Source organism: Aquabacter albus (assembly GCF_040049275.1).
GTDB lineage: Bacteria > Pseudomonadota > Alphaproteobacteria > Rhizobiales > Xanthobacteraceae > Aquabacter.
On record NZ_JBDZDT010000003.1, the window covers coordinates 372,208 to 387,821 of the forward strand.

Genomic DNA, 15,614 nt, shown 5'->3' on the forward strand with positions numbered 1-15,614 from the left:
CCCCGCGCTTCATGTAAGCACCTCTTACATGATCTGGTCCCGCTTATGAGCTGGTCGTCGAAACCCGGTGGAGAGGGCCCGCGCGGCTACCACCACGGCAATCTGAAGGAAGCGCTGGTCCGCGCTGCGCTCGAACTCATCGCGCAGAAGGGACCGGGCGGCTTCACCTTCGCCGAGGCGGCGCGCGTGGCCGGCGTCAGCCCGGCAGCGCCCTATCGGCATTTCCGCGACCGCGACGAGCTGATGGCGGACGTGGCCCGGCGCGGCTTCGAGGCATTCGAAGAAGCGCTGCTGCGCGCCTGGGACAATGGCCGGCCCGACCCCGTCACCGCTCTCGACCGGCTGGGCAAGGCCTATCTCACCTTTGCCCGCATGCAGTCCGCTTATTATGCCGCCATGTTCGAGGCGAGCGTGCCGCTCGATGCCAGCCCGGAGATGCGCGCGGCCGGCGACCGCGCTTTCGGCGTGCTGCGCACCGCCGCCGAGGCCATCGCCGCGACGCTGCCCGTCGCCTCCCGCCCCCCGGCCTTGATGATGGCCCTTCACATCTGGTCGCTCGCCCATGGCATCGCGGCCCTGTTCGCCCGCGGCGACGGCGCCCGAAGGTCCCTGCCCATGTCGCCGGAAGACCTGCTGGAAGCGGGCGTCCTTGTGTATCTGCAAGGGCTTGGCGCGCGGACGCAGGACTAGAACATTCGCCGAGGGCGCTGTGATGTGGAATACGCCGTCATGCCCGGGCTTGTCCCGGGCATCCACGGCTATCCACCCGTACAGACCTCTCAGACCAGCACCCGGCGGCGCCCCGTGGATGGCCGGGACAAGCCCGGCCATGACGGCTTTTTGGAGCCCTGGGCTGCGTTTCATCATCCATGAAATTTTCCGGCCGACAGCCCACGCCGCTTGACAAGACGACGCACCGCTCATATCTATGTAAATGTTATTAACATTCACTCTCGAGGACTGCCGTGCCTATTGTAGCGAAACTGGACGAACTCGGGACTGGAGCCTGGATCGCGCTCGCTATCCTCGGCTTCGTCATCTGGTGGCCTGCGGGGCTTGCCCTGCTCGCCTTCACCATCTGGAGCGGGCGCTTGAGGGGTTGCAGCGGCCGCCACCACATGGCCCAGTGGCAGGACAAGATGGACCGCATGGGCGAGCGCATGGGCCGCCCCGGCGGCAACGGCTTCTGGGGTCCGCCTTCCAGCGGCAACCGGGCCTTCGACGAATACCGCACGGAAACGCTTCGGCGCCTGGAAGACGAGCAGCGTGAGTTCAAGGACTTCCTGCAGCGCCTTCGCATGGCCAAGGACAAGGCCGAGTTCGACCAGTTCATGGCCGAGCGCCGCCGCGGCAACGGCAATGGCGGGCAGACCCCGCCGGAGCCCAACGCGCCGCAGTCCTGAATTCCGTAGCACTCTGAATGAAGAAGCCGCCGCCCCAACGGGCGGCGGCTTTTCTTTTGCGACGACCCTCTCCCCAAAAGCCAGCGTCATCCCCGGACTTGATCCGGGGATCCACGGCCCTCCCTTAGCCCCGCCCCAGCGGAGCCTCGTGGATGCCCGGGTCAAGCCCGGGCATGACGGTCGCGCGAGGTGGAATAGGCCCCCTCTCTCGCTTGCTTGGGAGGGCTGGGGAGGGGGCACGTGAAGCAGTGGAGAGCCTTTCGCAGGCTTACACCCGGCCCTTTCCCCCTCCCTGACCCTCCCCCGCAAGCGGGGGAGGGAATCAAAAATGGAGAGAGGGAAACCCTACTCCGCCGCCTGGGCCGGCAATTCCGGCGGGGCGCGGAAGCGAACCAGAAGATCGGCTTCCTCCGCCTTGGCCGCCTCCAGATGGCGGGCCTTCACCGGACCATAGCCGCGGATCTTCTCGGGGATGGAGGCGAGCGCCACGGCATAAGCGTGGTTCGCAAGGCTCAGCGCGCCCAGAAGCTCCTCTACCAAAGCCTCATAGTCCGCAATCAGCGCCCGCTCCAGCCGCCGCTCCGCCGACCAGCCGAAGACATCGAACGGCGTGCCGCGCAACCCCTTCAGGCGGGCGAGGAGGGCAAAACCCTTCATCATGCGCGGGCCGAACCGCATCTTCTTCGGCTCGCCGGTCACCGGGTCCTTGCGGGCGAGCAGCGGCGGGGCGAGGTGGAATTCGTAGGAGAGGTCGCCCTCGAACGCCGCCTCCACCTGCTTCTGGAACTCACCATCCGCATAGAGCCGCGCCACCTCATACTCGTCCTTATAGGCCATGAGCTTGTGGAGGTTTTTCGCCACGGCTTCCGTGAGCCCCGAGCGCCCCGCGGCGCGCTTGCCCTCCACTGCGCGCACCTTCTCCACCAGGGTCCGATAGCGCCCCGCGTAAGACGCGTTCTGATAGGCCGTGAGGTAAGCGACGCGGCGGGCAATCACCTCGTCGAGCGACTGCGAGAGCACCCGCGCATCGGTGGCCGCCTTGGACGGGCCGATCATGGCTTCCACGCGGGCGGGATCATGGGCGGCGCGGCGGCCCCACAGGAAGGCCGCCTGGTTCATAGACACCGCCTCGCCGTTCAGCTCCAGGGCCTTTAGGATGGCCTCGGCGGAGAGCGGCAGGGCGCCGAACTGGTAGGCATAGCCCACCATGAAGATGTTCTGCGCCAGCGAGTTGCCGAACAGCGCCGCGGCCAGCCGGCTCGCCTCGATGAGGTGGGTGTTCTCCGCGCCCACCGCCTGGGAGATGGTGCGCTTCAGGCGCTCGGTGGGCAGGGAATAATCGGCGTTGCGGGTGAAGTCGCCGGGCAGCACCTCATGGGTGTTCACCACCACGATGCTCTTGCCCGGCTTCACCGCCGCCAGCACCTTCTTGGTGCCCGCCACCACGATGTCCCCGCCCAGCACCAGGTCGGCGCCCCGCGCCGGGATGCGGATGGCGTGGATGTCCTCCGGCTTCCGGGCGAGGCGGATATGGCTGTAGACCGCGCCGCCCTTCTGGGCGAGCCCGGCCATGTCGATCATGCCGCACGCCTTGCCTTCCAGGTGCGCGGCCATGCCGAGAATGGCGCCGATGGTGACGACCCCCGTGCCGCCGATGCCCGTGGCGATGATGCCGTAAGTTCCCTCGATCTCGGGATGCGCGGGCTCGGGCAGCTCGCCCCAGTTATCCGCCCCCCCGGCCACGCCCGCGCTCTTGCGCGGCTTCGCCCCGTGCACGGTGACGAAGGACGGGCAGAAGCCGTTCACGCAGGAAAAGTCCTTGTTGCAGGAGGACTGGTCGATCTCCCGCTTGCGGCCCCATTCGGTCTCCAGCGGCTGCACGGAGACGCAGTTGGACTTCACGCCGCAATCGCCGCAGCCCTCGCAGACCCGCTCATTGATGATCACCCGCTTGTCCGGGTCCGGATACTGGCCGCGCTTGCGGCGGCGCCGCTTCTCGGAGGCGCAGGTCTGGTCGTAGATGAGCACGGTGACGCCAGGGATGGCAGCAAGCTCGCGCTGCACGCTCTCCAGTTCGTCCCGGTGGTGGATGGTGAGGCCGGCGGGCCAATGGATGCCGGCGGCATATTTCTCCGGCTCGTCGGTGACCACCACCACCCGCTCCACGCCTTCCGCCGCCACCTGGGCCGCGATGACGGGCACGGTGAGGTTGCCCTCATGGTGCTGGCCGCCGGTCATGGCGACGGCATCGTTGAACAGGATCTTGTAGGTGACGTTCACCTTCGCCGCCAGGGAGGCGCGAATGGCGAGATAGCCGGAATGGTTATAGGTGCCGTCGCCCAGATTCTGGAACACGTGGGGGCGGTTGGAGAACGGCGCCTCGCCGATCCAGTTGGCGCCCTCCCCGCCCATCTGGGTGAAGCCGGTGGTCTCCCGGTCCATCCACTGCACCATGTAATGGCAGCCGATGCCGGCATAGGCGCGCATGCCCTCGGGCACGCGGGTGGAGGTGTTGTGCGGGCAGCCGGAGCAGAAATAGGGGATGCGGGTCGCCACATCGGCCGTCATGGCGAGCACGCGCTGCGCCTCTTCGAGCTCGGCGACGCGGGCGGCGATATCAGGGATGTCGCCATAGGCGAGCAGCCGCTTGCCAAGCTGGATGGCGATGTCGTTGGGATCGAGGGCGCCCTTCACGGGGAACAGCCAGCGCCCCTCCTCATCCTTCTTGCCGATGCAGACGGGCTGGTTCGCGGTGCCATAAAGCTCCTCGCGCACCTGCACCTCGATGAGGGAACGCTTCTCCTCCACCACCATGATGAGGTCGAGGCCGCGGGCGAATTCCCTGAGGCCGTTGGTCTCCAGCGGCCAGGGGCAGGCCACCTTCCAGATGCGCAGGCCGAGATCGTTGGCGCGCACCTCGTCGATGCCCAGCTCGTCCAAGGCGAGGCGCACATCCAGATAGCTCTTGCCCACGGTGGCGATGCCAATGCGCGGGCGCGGGCCGCCGGACGTGATGAAGCGGTTGAGATTGTTGGCCCGCAGGAAGGCGAGGATGGCGTCGCGCTTATATTCCTGGAGCCGCTCCTCCTGGGCGAGGGCGGTGTCGCCGAGGCGGATGTTGAGCCCGCCGGGCGGCATGGTGAAATCGGTGACGGGGGCGATGCGCACCCGCTCCACCCACCCGTCCACGATGCCGGTGGATTCGATGGTGTCCTTCACTGCCTTGAGGCCCACCCAGGCGCCGGAGAAGCGCGAGAGCGCCCAGCCGTACAGGCCGTAATCGATGATCTCCTGGACGCCCGCCGGGTTCAGCACCGGGATCATCACGTCCACGAAATGGAATTCGCTCTGGTGGGCGGTGGTGGAGCTTTCGCAGGTATGGTCATCGCCCATGAGGGCGAGCACGCCGCCATGCTTCGAGGTGCCGGCATTGTTGGCGTGGCGGAACACGTCGCCAGAGCGGTCGACGCCCGGCCCCTTGCCGTACCAGATGCCGAACACGCCGTCATAGCGCCCCTCCCCCCGCAGTTCCGCCTGCTGGGAGCCCCACAAGGCGGTGGCGGCGAGGTCCTCGTTGAGGCCGCTCTGGAACAGGATGTCGTTGGCCTTCAGCAGTTTTGCGGCGCGGCCGAACTGCTGGTCGAGCCCGCCGAGGGGCGAGCCGCGATAGCCGGTGACATAGCCTGCCGTATTGAGCCCGGCGCGCCGATCCCGTTCCTTCTGCATCAAGGTGAGGCGCACGAGGGCCTGTGTGCCCGAAACGAAGACCTGGTTCGTGTCGAGATCGTATTTGTCGTCGAGGGAGACCGGCTTCAGTCCCATGGGACGCCTCCCGGGCGCTTAGCGCGAGCTTAGATCAACTCCAGTCAGGCTGACACGGAGTGTCGCACCCTGCAATTTCGTTGTTTGAAACGATTATGAAAGGAAATTGCCGCCAAAGCGTGCACGGCGCATTTAAGTGCAATGCAGCAGGAAATGCTGCGCTGCTCAGCCCGGAAGCAGGCGCTCGCTGGCGAGATAGCCGGTCAGCAATGCAAGGCCGAAGCCGCAGACCATGAGGGCGGCGAGAAGCTCCACGCCGATCACAAGCAGCGTCCCGCGCCCGCTGGAGAGCGCCGCGAGCCGCACCGCGAGCCGCTTGCCATAGACCGCCAGGATGGCGATGGCCGAGACGGTGATGGCGGTGCCCACCCCCATGGCGAAGGTGGCGGCGACCCCGCTCCAGAGCACGCCCTGGGAGAGCGCGAAGGTGAGCACCAGGATCGCCCCCGAGCACGGCCGCGCCCCGGCGGAGACCACCGCCACGGCCGCCCGCCGCAAGCCGCCCTTGCCATCCAGCAGATGCGGGTCGGGGGCATGCTTGTCGATGCAGCCGCAGTCCGGCCCGTGCACATGCCCGCCCGGCACCGGCTTGCCCAGGGCCACGGCGAGGAAGGTGCGGCCCTTCCGGAAGGCGAGCCACGCGCCGAACACGGCGATCCCGCCATAAGCGGCGATCTCGATCATGTTCATGGCGTTCGCCATGGTGAGCGCCGTCGCCCCGAGCGCGATAGCGAGCGCGCCCACGAACAGGATGGCCGCCAGCGACTGCACCAAAGCAGAGGCGAAGGCGAGGCCGATGCCGCGCCGGAGCGTGCCGCCATCCGCCAGGAGATAAGAGGAGATCACCGCCTTGCCGTGGCCCGGCCCCGCCGCGTGGAACACCCCATAGGCAAAGGACAGGCCGGCAAGGAGGCCGAAGGCGTGCCCGTCCGCCTTGGCGGCCTTCACCGCCTGGATGAGGGCGCGGTAGAATTCACTCTGCTTTGCCAGCAGGAAGCCGGTGACCCCGCCCGGCCCTGCCGCTGCAGAGCCCATGCCGAAGGGCGTCGCCTTGGGCCCGGCCTGTCCGAATGCCTGCGCCAGCGCACCGTCCGGCAGCAGCACCAAGGCGAGCACGGCGAGCGCCGCGCATGCGCCCGCGCGCCAGCCCAATGCCCTCACGGGCACTTCACCTGGATCTTGTCGGCATATTGCGCGCCGTAATTGGCGGAGGCCGAAGGGTCGGAGAAGAAGGCCTCGCTGAGCTGCATGGTCTGCGGCTGGTCCGGCGTGATCACCTGGAAAGTGCAGCCCGCCGGCGCCCCGGAGAGGCTCACCGTGTCCTTCTCCGCGAATTCGAAGGAGACGAAATAGCTGGGGTCGTAAATGTCGAAGGTCATGGTGCCCTTGGCGGGCACAGGCTTTACCAGCGGCAGGATGAAGTGCAGCGTCAGCGCATCATTCTCGAAGGTCAGCGAATAGTCCGTGGGGTCCTTGAACACCATCGCCGCCTTCGCCGTCTTCCCCTTCACGAAGTAATCATATTCCTTCAGCGAGGTGACGTTCACCTCGGCCAGCGGCTTCAGCACGCTGTCGGGATAGGAGCCGTCCTTGTTGCGCTCCAGGCCCTGGAGCGCAAAAGCGGTGAAGGCCTCGTCGAAGGTCCAGTCCTGCTTCAGGCCGGTGACCGTGCCGTCGGGCGCATAGATCACCTGGGTCTTCATGGTCACCCAGACATGCGGATGCGCGAGTGCGCTCCCGGCGGCACTGAGGAGCACCAGGGCGGCACCGAAGAGACGGGTCGCGAATCGAAAAGCCATGGGCCCTCACCGTTGCATGATGAGACGTCGCCCGCGAGTTCGGCGGAATGGTGGCGGAGGCGGCCCTGCCGAAGCGTCGCGCCGCTCACAAACCCATCAGCGAGAAAGCCACCTTGCTGACCTCGCTGTCGGCATGGGCAAGGCGTTCGGGCTCTTGGAAGTGGTTCGCGTCGAACACCACCTTGCGCCCGGCGAGCCGCCCCATCCCCGCCAGCGCGTCCGCGAAGACGTGGGATTGCCGCTTGAATTCGGGGCTGTCCTCGTCGGCCGTGAGCACCGCGATGGGGCAGGTGATCCGGCTGAGATGGCGCATGGGGCTGAACTCGGCCTCTTCCTCGGGTGTGATGTGGAGGAACGTGCTGCGCGAGGAGATGAGCACCGGGTAGAGATCGTACATGCCGCTCATGAGCATGGCGCCCTTGATGGCATCCCTGGGCAGGCCGCGCTGTGTCCAGTCCGTGATGAGGACGCAGGCCGCCAGATGTGCGCCGGAAGAATGGGCGGAAAGGAAGACGCGGTCCGGGTCGCCCCCGAAGCTCTCGGCATTGCGCACGGTCCATTCCAGCGCGCGGCGGCAATTCTCCACCATGTCCGGCAGGCGGAGCGTCTTCAGGCTGCCAAAATCCGGCGCCAGCCACGCAGCGCCTCGCCCCACGAAGGTCGGCGCAGGATAGGAGGCGTCCTCCCGCGTGTTGCGGGTCCACGCGCCGCCATGGATGAACACCATGACCGGCGCCTTCTTCGCGCCGGGCGGCACGAAGATGTCCATGAGGTCGGCATCGCTGTTGCCGTAGCGCTCGGTGCGGGGCGGCATCTTCCGGCGCACCGCCGCGCTGTTCACGCCGTCCTGCGCTTCCAGTTCCGCCATCTGCGGCGCCCAGAAGGACTGGTCATAGGCCTTGTCGATCTGCTCCTGGCTGTAATTCAGGAAGACCGGGCGTGCGTCTGCGGCCATGGCGCGGGTCCCGTAAGCGAGCGGCAGCGTCCCGGTGGCCGCCAGAAATGACCTGCGATGCATGGGAGGAGCCTTCAAGGTTCGTTCGGCGACCGCAAGGTCGCTCAGTCCTGCCCCAGCGCCAAGTGCTTATGCGCTTGCCCATGGACCCGCGCGAGATGCGGGCGGAGGGCCGGCGCGGTCCTGGTGGACGCCTTTGACGCCCGAGGGGCGCGGACTATTCGTCCGCCGCGCCCTGGAAGAAGTCCTTCATCTTGGCGAAGAATCCGTTGGATTCCGGATGGGTCTCGGAGGAGCATTCCTTGTCGAACTCCGCCAGAAGCTCCCTCTGGCGCTTGGTGAGGTTCTGGGGCGTCTCCACCACTACCTGCACATACATGTCGCCATAGGCGCGCGAGCGGAGCACCGGCATGCCCTTGCCCGCGAGGCGCAGGCGTTTGCCGGACTGGGTGCCCTCGGGGATGCGCACCTTGGTCTGCTCGCCGTCGATGGTGGGCACGTCCACCGTGCCGCCCAGCGCCGCCGTCACCATGGAGATGGGCGCGCGGCAATAAAGGTCGGCGCCCTCCCGTTGGAAGAAGGGATGGGGCTCGATGGAGAGGAAGATATAGAGGTCGCCCGCCACCCCGCCGCGCGTGCCGGCCTCGCCCTCGCCGCCCAGGCGGATGCGGGTGCCGTCCTCGACGCCGGCGGGGATCTGCACGGACAGGTTCCGTTCGCGGGTCACCCGGCCCGCACCGGCGCAGGCCTGGCAGGGGTCCTCGATCATGCTGCCGCGGCCCTGGCAGGCGGGGCAGGTGCGCTCCAGGGTGAAGAAGCCCTGGGCGTGGCGGATCTTGCCGGCGCCGCCGCAGGTGCGGCAGACCTTGGGCTGGGTGCCGGGCTTGGCGCCGCTGCCGGAGCAGGTCTCGCACACCACTGACGTGGGGATGCGGATTTCGGCGGCCTTGCCGGCGAACGCCTCCTCCAGGGTGATTTCCATGTTGTAGCGCAGGTCCGCGCCACGGCCCCGGCCGCCCTGGGCTCCGCCTCGGCCGCCGCGGGCGCCCATATTGCCGCCGAACAGGTCGTCGAAGATGTCCGCGAAGGTGGAGGCGAAGTCGGCGCCGAAGCCCGGCCCGCCGGGGCCCCCCATGCCGTTCTCGAAGGCGGCATGGCCGAAGCGGTCATAGGCGGCGCGCTTCTGAGGATCCTTGAGGACCTCGTAAGCCTCGCTCACTTCCTTGAACCGGATCTCGGCCTCGCCATTGCCCTGGTTCCGGTCGGGATGCCAGGTCATCGCCAGCTTGCGATAGGAAGCCTTCAGCACCGTTTCGTCGGCGCCGCGGTCGCAGCCAAGAACTTCGTAATAGTCGCGCTTCGCCATAACCTACCCATATCCGCCCCCGGCGGGCGTCAGGTTCCGTAAAGCCTCAAGCACCGGGGTTGCCGCAACGCCGGCGCTTTCGCCGACTTCAGCACGCTTTTCAACGGAACGCGATGTCCAGAACGTGTGTGGTCCCCGGGGACAGCCCGGGGACCACATGTTTTTACGCTTCTCCCGCGGGAGACAGGATCAGGCCGACTTCTTCTTGTCGTCGTCCACCTCGGTGAACTCGGCGTCCACCACGTCGTCCTGCTTCTTCTCGGCCGCGCCGTCGTCGCCGCCCTGCTGGGCCGCATACATGGCTTCGCCGAGCTTCAGGGAGGCCTGGGCCAGAGCCTGGGTCTTCGCCTGGATGGCATCCACGTCGCCGCCTTCCAGCGCCGACTTCAGCTCGTTGAGGGCCGCCTCGATAGCACCCTTCTCAACCGCGCCGACCTTGTCGCCGTGCTCGGAGAGCGCCTTCTCGGTGGAGTGCACCAGCGCCTCGGCGTGGTTCTTCGCCTCGGCCAGCGCGCGCCGCTTCTTGTCCTCGGAGGCGTGTGCCTCCGCGTCCTTCACCATCTTCTCGATGTCGGCATCGTTGAGGCCGCCGGACGCCTGGATGCGGATCTGCTGCTCCTTGCCGGTACCCTTGTCCTTCGCCGAGACGTTGACGATGCCGTTGGCGTCGATGTCGAAGGCCACCTCGATCTGCGGCACGCCGCGCGGCGCCGGGGGCAGCCCGACGAGGTCGAACTGGCCGAGGATCTTGTTGTCCGCCGCCATCTCGCGCTCGCCCTGGAACACCCGGATCGTCACCGCGTTCTGGCCATCCTCAGCGGTCGAGAAGACCTGGGACTTCTTCGTCGGAATGGTGGTGTTGCGGTCGATGAGGCGGGTGAACACGCCGCCCAGCGTCTCGATGCCCAGCGAGAGCGGGGTCACGTCGAGCAGCAGCACGTCCTTCACGTCGCCCTGGAGCACGCCCGCCTGGATGGCGGCGCCGATGGCGACCACCTCGTCCGGGTTGACGCCCTTGTGGGGCTCCTTGCCGAAGAACTGCTTCACCATCTCCTGGACCTTGGGCATGCGGGTCATGCCGCCCACCAGGACCACTTCGTCGATCTGCGCGGCGGAAAGGCCGGCATCCTTCAGCGCGAGCCGGCAGGGCTCCATGGTGCGCTGGATGAGGTCGTCCACCAGCGCCTCGAACTTGGCGCGGGTCAGTTTCATGGTCAGGTGCTTGGGACCCGACGCATCGGCCGTGATGAAGGGCAGGTTGATCTCGGTCTGGGTCGCGGACGACAGCTCGATCTTCGCCTTCTCGGCGGCCTCCTTGAGGCGCTGAAGGGCGAGCTTGTCGTTGCGCAGGTCGATGCCCTGCTCCTTCTTGAACTCGTCGGCGAGGTAGTTGACGAGCCGCATGTCGAAGTCTTCGCCGCCCAGGAACGTGTCGCCGTTCGTGGACTTCACCTCGAACACGCCGTCGCCGATCTCCAGCACCGACACGTCGAACGTGCCGCCGCCGAGGTCATAGACCGCGATGGTGCCGGCCGACTTCTTGTCGAGGCCATAGGCGAGCGCCGCAGCGGTGGGCTCGTTGATGATGCGCAGCACTTCGAGGCCGGCGATCTTGCCGGCGTCCTTGGTGGCCTGGCGCTGGGCGTCGTTGAAGTAAGCGGGGACGGTGATGACCGCCTTCTCCACCTTCTCGCCCAGGAACGCCTCGGCGGTCTCCTTCATCTTCTGCAGGATGAAGGCGGAGATCTGCGAGGGGGAATACTTCTTGCTGTCCGCCTCGACCCAGGCATCGCCGTTGTCGGCGCGCACGATGTGGTAGGGGACGAGCTTCTTGTCCTTCTCGACGGTGGGATCGTCGTAGCGGCGGCCGATGAGGCGCTTCACCGCGAAGAAGGTGCGCTCGGGATTGGTGACGCCCTGGCGCTTGGCGGGCTGGCCCACCAGCCGCTCGCCGTCTTCCGTGAAGGCGACGATGGACGGCGTGGTGCGCGCGCCTTCAGCATTCTCGATGACCTTCGGGGACGACCCCTCCATCACCGCGACGCAGGAATTGGTGGTGCCGAGGTCGATGCCGATAATTTTGGCCATGTACTTCTCCTTGTCGGCAGACCGGCCGGGCCTCTAAAGCGCCCATGTAGGTCGCCGCGGGCCCCTCCCGCGGCTCTCCGCCGGTCCCCTTGAATTTGGGTACGTCGTGTCAGCGACGTTCGAGGCCGATATAGGGGGGGTGATTTGCCGCCGCAAGGCGTGCAAGCTCCCGCGCCACCTGTTTTTCAAAGCTTCGTGAGGTCTACGGCATGTCCCCGGCGCCCCGGATCGGCGACGACCCCCGTGCCGTCCTCGTGGCGGTGGACCTCCAGGTGGATTTCCTGCCCGGCGGCAACCTCGCCGTGGCGAGGGGCCACGAGGTGGTGCCAATGGCGAACCGTGTCGCCGCCGCATTCCGCAATGTGGTGCTGACGCAGGACTGGCACCCGCCCGGGCACATCTCGTTCGCCTCCTCCCACCCGGGCAAGGCGCCGTTCGAGGTCATCGGCCTGCCCTACGGGCCGCAAATCCTCTGGCCCGATCATTGCGTGCAGGGCAGCGCGGGCGCCCGCTTTTCGGAACATCTCAGCATCCCGCACGCGCAAATGGTTGTCCGCAAAGGCTTCCATGCGAACATCGACAGCTATTCCACCTTCTTTGAGGCCGACCGGACGACCCCCACAGGCCTCGTCGGCTACCTCAGGGACCGGGGGATCGACCGCGTGTACCTTCTGGGGCTCGCCACCGACTTCTGCGTCGCCTGGTCGGCGGTGGATGCCGCGCGGCACGGCTTTGCGACCCATGTGGTGGAGGATGCCTGCCGCGCCATCGATACGGGCGGCTCGCTCGCCCGCGCCCATGCCGACATGGCCGGGGCGGGCGTGCGGCTGGTGTCCTCAGCCGATCTTGCCGGCTGAGGGGTCCGATCAGCGGGCGTCTCAGGTTAGCGGATGACCTGGATCACCCGGCGGGTCCCCGGCTCCACAACCACGGTCTCCCGGTCCGGGGTGACGATATAGCGGTAGGATGTGGCGTCGAAGCCGCCATAGTCATAACCGGTGGCGAACGAATTCAGCTGGACGTCCACGGGCACGGTGGAACCGACCATCGGGGCATAACCCGAGGGAACGACGGCCGTGCCGGGCTGGGTGATCACATAGCGCTGTACCAGCGTTTCCTGCTGGGGATTGACCACCACGTAGCCCGAAGGCGGGGCGACGATGACCGCGGATGTCTGGGCGGTGGCGGCCGAGGCGCCCAGAAGCAGCGCGAGGGCGCCGGCGGCGCCGGCAAGATGATACGTCATGGCAAGTCTCCTTGCCCCCTTCCCTTCTCGCGCAAGCAACGCCGGCCCTGCTCAAGCGTTCCGCCGGAGGGGGTGGCTCGCCCGTGAACAGCCGCCCCGCATGCGGGAGAGGGGATGAAAGGAGCACCACCCCTTTGACCCGGCGGTAAAATCGGCCATCCTCCCGGCATGTCGGCACCCCAGCAACGCCTTGAACTTGCGCCCGGATGTATCTGGTGGCCGGGCTATCTCGACCGCGCGGCGCAGGAGACGCTGCTGGCAGAGGTGGAGGCGGCGCTTGTGGAGGCGCCCCTGTTCACGCCGCGCATGCCGCGCACCGGCCAGCCTTTTTCCGTGCGCATGAGCAATTTCGGGCCCCTGGGCTGGGTCTCCGACGAGGCGGGCTATCGCTATCAATCGTTCCATCCCGACACGCGCAAGCCCTGGCCTGCAATGCCCGCGCTGCTGGAGGCGGCATGGCGGGCGCTGTCCGGCGCCGCCGCCCCGGCCGAGGCGGCGCTGATCAACTGGTACGATCCCGGCGCCAAGATGGGGCTGCACCAGGACCGCGACGAGCAGGACCTCACGGCCCCCGTTCTGTCCCTGTCGCTGGGCGACACCGCCTTGTTCCGCTATGGCGGCACAGAGCGCCGCACGCCCACCAAGTCCATCCGCCTCGCGTCGGGGGATGCCCTGGTGCTGGCGGGCCCGAGCCGCCTCGCTTTCCACGGCATCGACCGCATCCTCACCGGCACCTCGACCCTCCTCGGCCGGCCGGGGCGCTTCAACCTGACCCTGCGCCGGGTCTCGCCGCCGTGAACATTCCGTCACGCTTCCACCCCGATTGGCCCACAAGAGCGTCCAATCCCTTCCTGGAGTTGTCCATGCGCCTTAAGCTCGCCCTCGCCGCTGTGGTGCTCTCCGGCGGCCTCGCCAGTGCGGCGGACGTGGTGTTTCCGCGCGGCGGCTCCGTGGGCCTCGTGCCGCCCGTGGGCATGGTGGAAAGCGCCAGCTTCTCCGGCTTCGAGGACCCTGCCAAGGGCGCCGCCATCCTCCTCGTGGAGATGCCGCCACAGGCTTATGACCAAGTGGCGGCCGGCTTCACCGACGCCGCCCTCGCCACCAAGGGGATAACGGTCGATTCCCGCACCACGCTGCCGCTGGGCGATACGAAGACGCTGCTCATGACGGGAAAGCAGCAGGCGGGCACGGTCACCGCCCGCAAATGGATCCTTTTGGCGGGAACGGCCACGGCCACCGCCCTCGTCACCGTGCAGGAGCCGGCGGACGGCGCGCTCGATCTGTCCGGCGAAGAGGTGCGCAAGACCTTGCTCACGCTCACCTTCCGCGCGCCGCCCTCGCCGCAGGAGCAGATGTCCAACCTGCCCTTCAAGCTGGACAACCTCTCCGGCTTCCGGGTGGTGAAGGTGATCGGCAATACCGCCGCCATCCTCACGGACGGCCCCAAGGACGTGATCGAGGGCGCCGAGCAGGCCGTGTTCGTGGCCGGCGTCGCCCCCGGAACCCCGCGAGAGGACGACCGGCGGCAATTCGCACTGCGTGCCCTCTCTTCCGTTCCCGGCGTGAAGGACATGCGCATCGAGCGTGCCGAGCCGCTGCGCATGGGCGGCCAGGCGGGCTTTGAAATCCTCGCAGCGGGCAAGGACGTGACCGGCAATGCGGACGTGAAGGTGGTGCAGTGGCTGCGCTTCGGCCAGAGCGCCCATCTGCGCATGGTCGGCATCGTGAAGGCGGCGGATTTCCCGGGCGTCTACCCCCGCCTGCGGGCGATCCGGGACGGGGTGAGCACCAACTAGGCTATGCGCTCATAAATCGGGGGCGGATTTCGGCGCGCTTCACGTCGGCTCATCCCCCGATAGCGGCGTAAAACCGGACATCGCCGGACTTCCGAGAAGCGCCATTAGCGGACATCATAACCAAGCCACCGTCCGCACTGACGCGTTGTTGCGATGATGATTGGGGGGTAGCATCGTTCCAAACGTTGAGATCTGAGCACAGCCGGCTATGACACATACCTCGCCGCAGCCGTCACCCCAGGTCCTCTTTTCAAGCGCTGGAAGAGCGTGGAATGCGCTCGATGCAGCTCTCGTGCATATCCCCCGCGGCGTGTCACATGTGCGGGGTGGCGAACTGCATAGATTGGGCATGCATTTCGGCCCACCCGTCAAAGCGGATTGTTCCTGTGGCGGCAGGCGAATGCGACGTTTGCAGAAGCCCGGTGACATCGACTTCGTTCCAGCGGGAGTGGATGGCTCCTGGGAGGACGATGCGGATTGCCAGATTCTGCGACTGAGCTTTCGTCCATCGCTTCTTGAACAGGTTGCCGAGGAGCTTGGACGGGATGCCGCAAAGATCGAACTCATCCCCCAGCTTCAACTTCGGGATGCCCGCATTGAAGCGATCGGTTGGGCGATAAAGGCGGATCTCGAGGCGGACAGACCATCAAATCCACTCTACATCGATCTTCTGGCAAACGCATTGGCGGTCCGGCTAATCGAAATCGCCTCTGATGGTCGTCTGCAAACGGAAGGCTCCAGCGCGCCAGGAATGTCTACGCGCCAGTTGAGAGTGCTGATCGAGTTCATCGAGGCGAACCTTGATCAGAGACTTCATCTTGCCGATCTAGCGACGGTCGCGGGTGTTAGCGTTACACGTCTCAAGACGCTATTTCGAAACAGCACAGGAACTCCCGTGCATCAATATGTGATCCGCCGCCGCACCGAGTACGCACGCGCATTGATCGCCACGACGACCATGCCGGCAAGCGAGGTTGCTCTAGCTGCCGGCTTTGCCCATCAGAGTCATATGGCCTCGACGATGCTCCGCATCCTCGGCCAGACGCCGGGCGAGATCGCTCGTCCATCCCGATAAATCCGACCGAAATTGCAACCATCGGTCTGAATCTGCGCGATGCCCCCCCGCCGGATTCCTTAGT

Annotated in this window: 12 protein-coding genes and 1 pseudogene; 6 read left to right on the plus strand and 7 right to left on the minus strand. The window is 66.8% G+C overall.

Translation table 11 applies throughout. The annotated features are described in order from the left end of the window. Positions 1-45 precede the first annotated feature (45 nt). Together ABLE91_RS08155 and ABLE91_RS08160 are read left to right on the plus strand one after the other, a co-directional pair. The gene (locus tag ABLE91_RS08155) at positions 46-690 is read left to right on the plus strand and encodes a TetR/AcrR family transcriptional regulator (protein ID WP_348930220.1); all 645 of its coding nucleotides are present in this window, start codon (positions 46-48) and stop codon (positions 688-690) included. Positions 691-965: 275 nt separating this feature from the next. Further along, positions 966-1,403, plus strand: coding sequence for a DUF2852 domain-containing protein (locus ABLE91_RS08160; protein WP_348930222.1), 438 nt, complete (start codon positions 966-968; stop codon positions 1,401-1,403). A gap of 345 nt (positions 1,404-1,748) precedes the next feature. Here ABLE91_RS08160 and ABLE91_RS08165 read toward each other — a convergent pair whose 3' ends face one another. The 6 genes and pseudogenes from ABLE91_RS08165 to dnaK all read right to left on the minus strand — a co-directional run. After that, complete coding sequence (locus ABLE91_RS08165) at positions 1,749-5,225, minus strand: indolepyruvate ferredoxin oxidoreductase family protein (protein ID WP_348930224.1); 3,477 nt, start codon at positions 5,223-5,225, stop codon at positions 1,749-1,751. A gap of 165 nt (positions 5,226-5,390) precedes the next feature. Continuing rightward, positions 5,391-6,386 (minus strand): nickel/cobalt transporter, encoded by a 996-nt coding sequence (locus tag ABLE91_RS08170; RefSeq protein ID WP_348930226.1) that lies wholly within the window; start codon positions 6,384-6,386, stop codon positions 5,391-5,393. Continuing rightward, a complete protein-coding gene (locus ABLE91_RS08175; RefSeq protein ID WP_348930228.1) occupies positions 6,383-7,024 on the minus strand; it encodes a DUF1007 family protein in 642 nt (213 codons plus the stop codon). Before ABLE91_RS08175 ends, ABLE91_RS08170 begins: the two co-directional genes overlap by 4 nt. 85 nt (positions 7,025-7,109) lie before the next feature. Further along, positions 7,110-8,042 (minus strand): alpha/beta hydrolase, encoded by a 933-nt coding sequence (locus ABLE91_RS08180; protein ID WP_348930230.1) that lies wholly within the window; start codon positions 8,040-8,042, stop codon positions 7,110-7,112. A 154-nt stretch (positions 8,043-8,196) separates the two neighbouring features. Next, positions 8,197-9,345 (minus strand): molecular chaperone DnaJ, encoded by a 1,149-nt coding sequence (gene dnaJ, locus ABLE91_RS08185; RefSeq protein ID WP_348930232.1) that lies wholly within the window; start codon positions 9,343-9,345, stop codon positions 8,197-8,199. Between the two features lie 189 nt (positions 9,346-9,534). Further along, positions 9,535-11,451: pseudogene (gene dnaK, locus ABLE91_RS08190) on the minus strand (molecular chaperone DnaK); the annotation flags it as partial. 191 nt (positions 11,452-11,642) lie between these two features. Here dnaK and pncA point away from each other — a divergent pair. Beyond that, positions 11,643-12,290: a bifunctional nicotinamidase/pyrazinamidase gene (gene pncA / locus ABLE91_RS08195; RefSeq protein WP_348930233.1), complete on the plus strand. Its 648-nt coding sequence runs from the start codon at positions 11,643-11,645 to the stop codon at positions 12,288-12,290. Positions 12,291-12,316: 26 nt separating this feature from the next. Here the strand turns inward: pncA and ABLE91_RS08200 are convergent, their stop codons facing one another. After that, positions 12,317-12,679 (minus strand): hypothetical protein, encoded by a 363-nt coding sequence (locus ABLE91_RS08200; RefSeq protein ID WP_348930235.1) that lies wholly within the window; start codon positions 12,677-12,679, stop codon positions 12,317-12,319. Positions 12,680-12,847: 168 nt separating this feature from the next. On the opposite strand from ABLE91_RS08200, the gene ABLE91_RS08205 reads away from it, so the two are divergent. The 3 genes from ABLE91_RS08205 (at position 12,848) to ABLE91_RS08215 (ending at position 15,550) form a co-directional block, all read left to right on the plus strand. Beyond that, entirely contained in the window at positions 12,848-13,477 is a 630-nt protein-coding gene (locus ABLE91_RS08205) for an alpha-ketoglutarate-dependent dioxygenase AlkB (RefSeq protein ID WP_348930236.1), read from the plus strand. 65 nt (positions 13,478-13,542) lie between these two features. Continuing rightward, positions 13,543-14,475 (plus strand): hypothetical protein, encoded by a 933-nt coding sequence (locus ABLE91_RS08210; RefSeq protein WP_348930237.1) that lies wholly within the window; start codon positions 13,543-13,545, stop codon positions 14,473-14,475. A 400-nt stretch (positions 14,476-14,875) separates the two neighbouring features. Then, the gene (locus ABLE91_RS08215) at positions 14,876-15,550 is read left to right on the plus strand and encodes a helix-turn-helix transcriptional regulator (RefSeq protein WP_348930238.1); all 675 of its coding nucleotides are present in this window, start codon (positions 14,876-14,878) and stop codon (positions 15,548-15,550) included. The last annotated feature ends 64 nt before the right edge of the window (positions 15,551-15,614 follow it).

Bases quoted from the DNA above. Each gene is read 5' to 3' on its own strand.
- ABLE91_RS08155 (WP_348930220.1), top strand. From the start codon at position 46: ATGAGCTGGTCGTCGAAACCCGGTGGAGAGGGCCCGCGCGGCTACCAC.
- ABLE91_RS08165 (WP_348930224.1), bottom strand. From the start codon at position 5,225: ATGGGACTGAAGCCGGTCTCCCTCGACGACAAATACGATCTCGACACG.
- ABLE91_RS08175 (WP_348930228.1), bottom strand. From the start codon at position 7,024: ATGGCTTTTCGATTCGCGACCCGTCTCTTCGGTGCCGCCCTGGTGCTC.
- ABLE91_RS08180 (WP_348930230.1), bottom strand. From the start codon at position 8,042: ATGCATCGCAGGTCATTTCTGGCGGCCACCGGGACGCTGCCGCTCGCT.
- dnaJ (WP_348930232.1), bottom strand. From the start codon at position 9,345: ATGGCGAAGCGCGACTATTACGAAGTTCTTGGCTGCGACCGCGGCGCC.
- pncA (WP_348930233.1), top strand. From the start codon at position 11,643: ATGTCCCCGGCGCCCCGGATCGGCGACGACCCCCGTGCCGTCCTCGTG.
- ABLE91_RS08200 (WP_348930235.1), bottom strand. From the start codon at position 12,679: ATGACGTATCATCTTGCCGGCGCCGCCGGCGCCCTCGCGCTGCTTCTG.
- ABLE91_RS08205 (WP_348930236.1), top strand. From the start codon at position 12,848: ATGTCGGCACCCCAGCAACGCCTTGAACTTGCGCCCGGATGTATCTGG.
- ABLE91_RS08210 (WP_348930237.1), top strand. From the start codon at position 13,543: ATGCGCCTTAAGCTCGCCCTCGCCGCTGTGGTGCTCTCCGGCGGCCTC.
- ABLE91_RS08215 (WP_348930238.1), top strand. From the start codon at position 14,876: ATGCGACGTTTGCAGAAGCCCGGTGACATCGACTTCGTTCCAGCGGGA.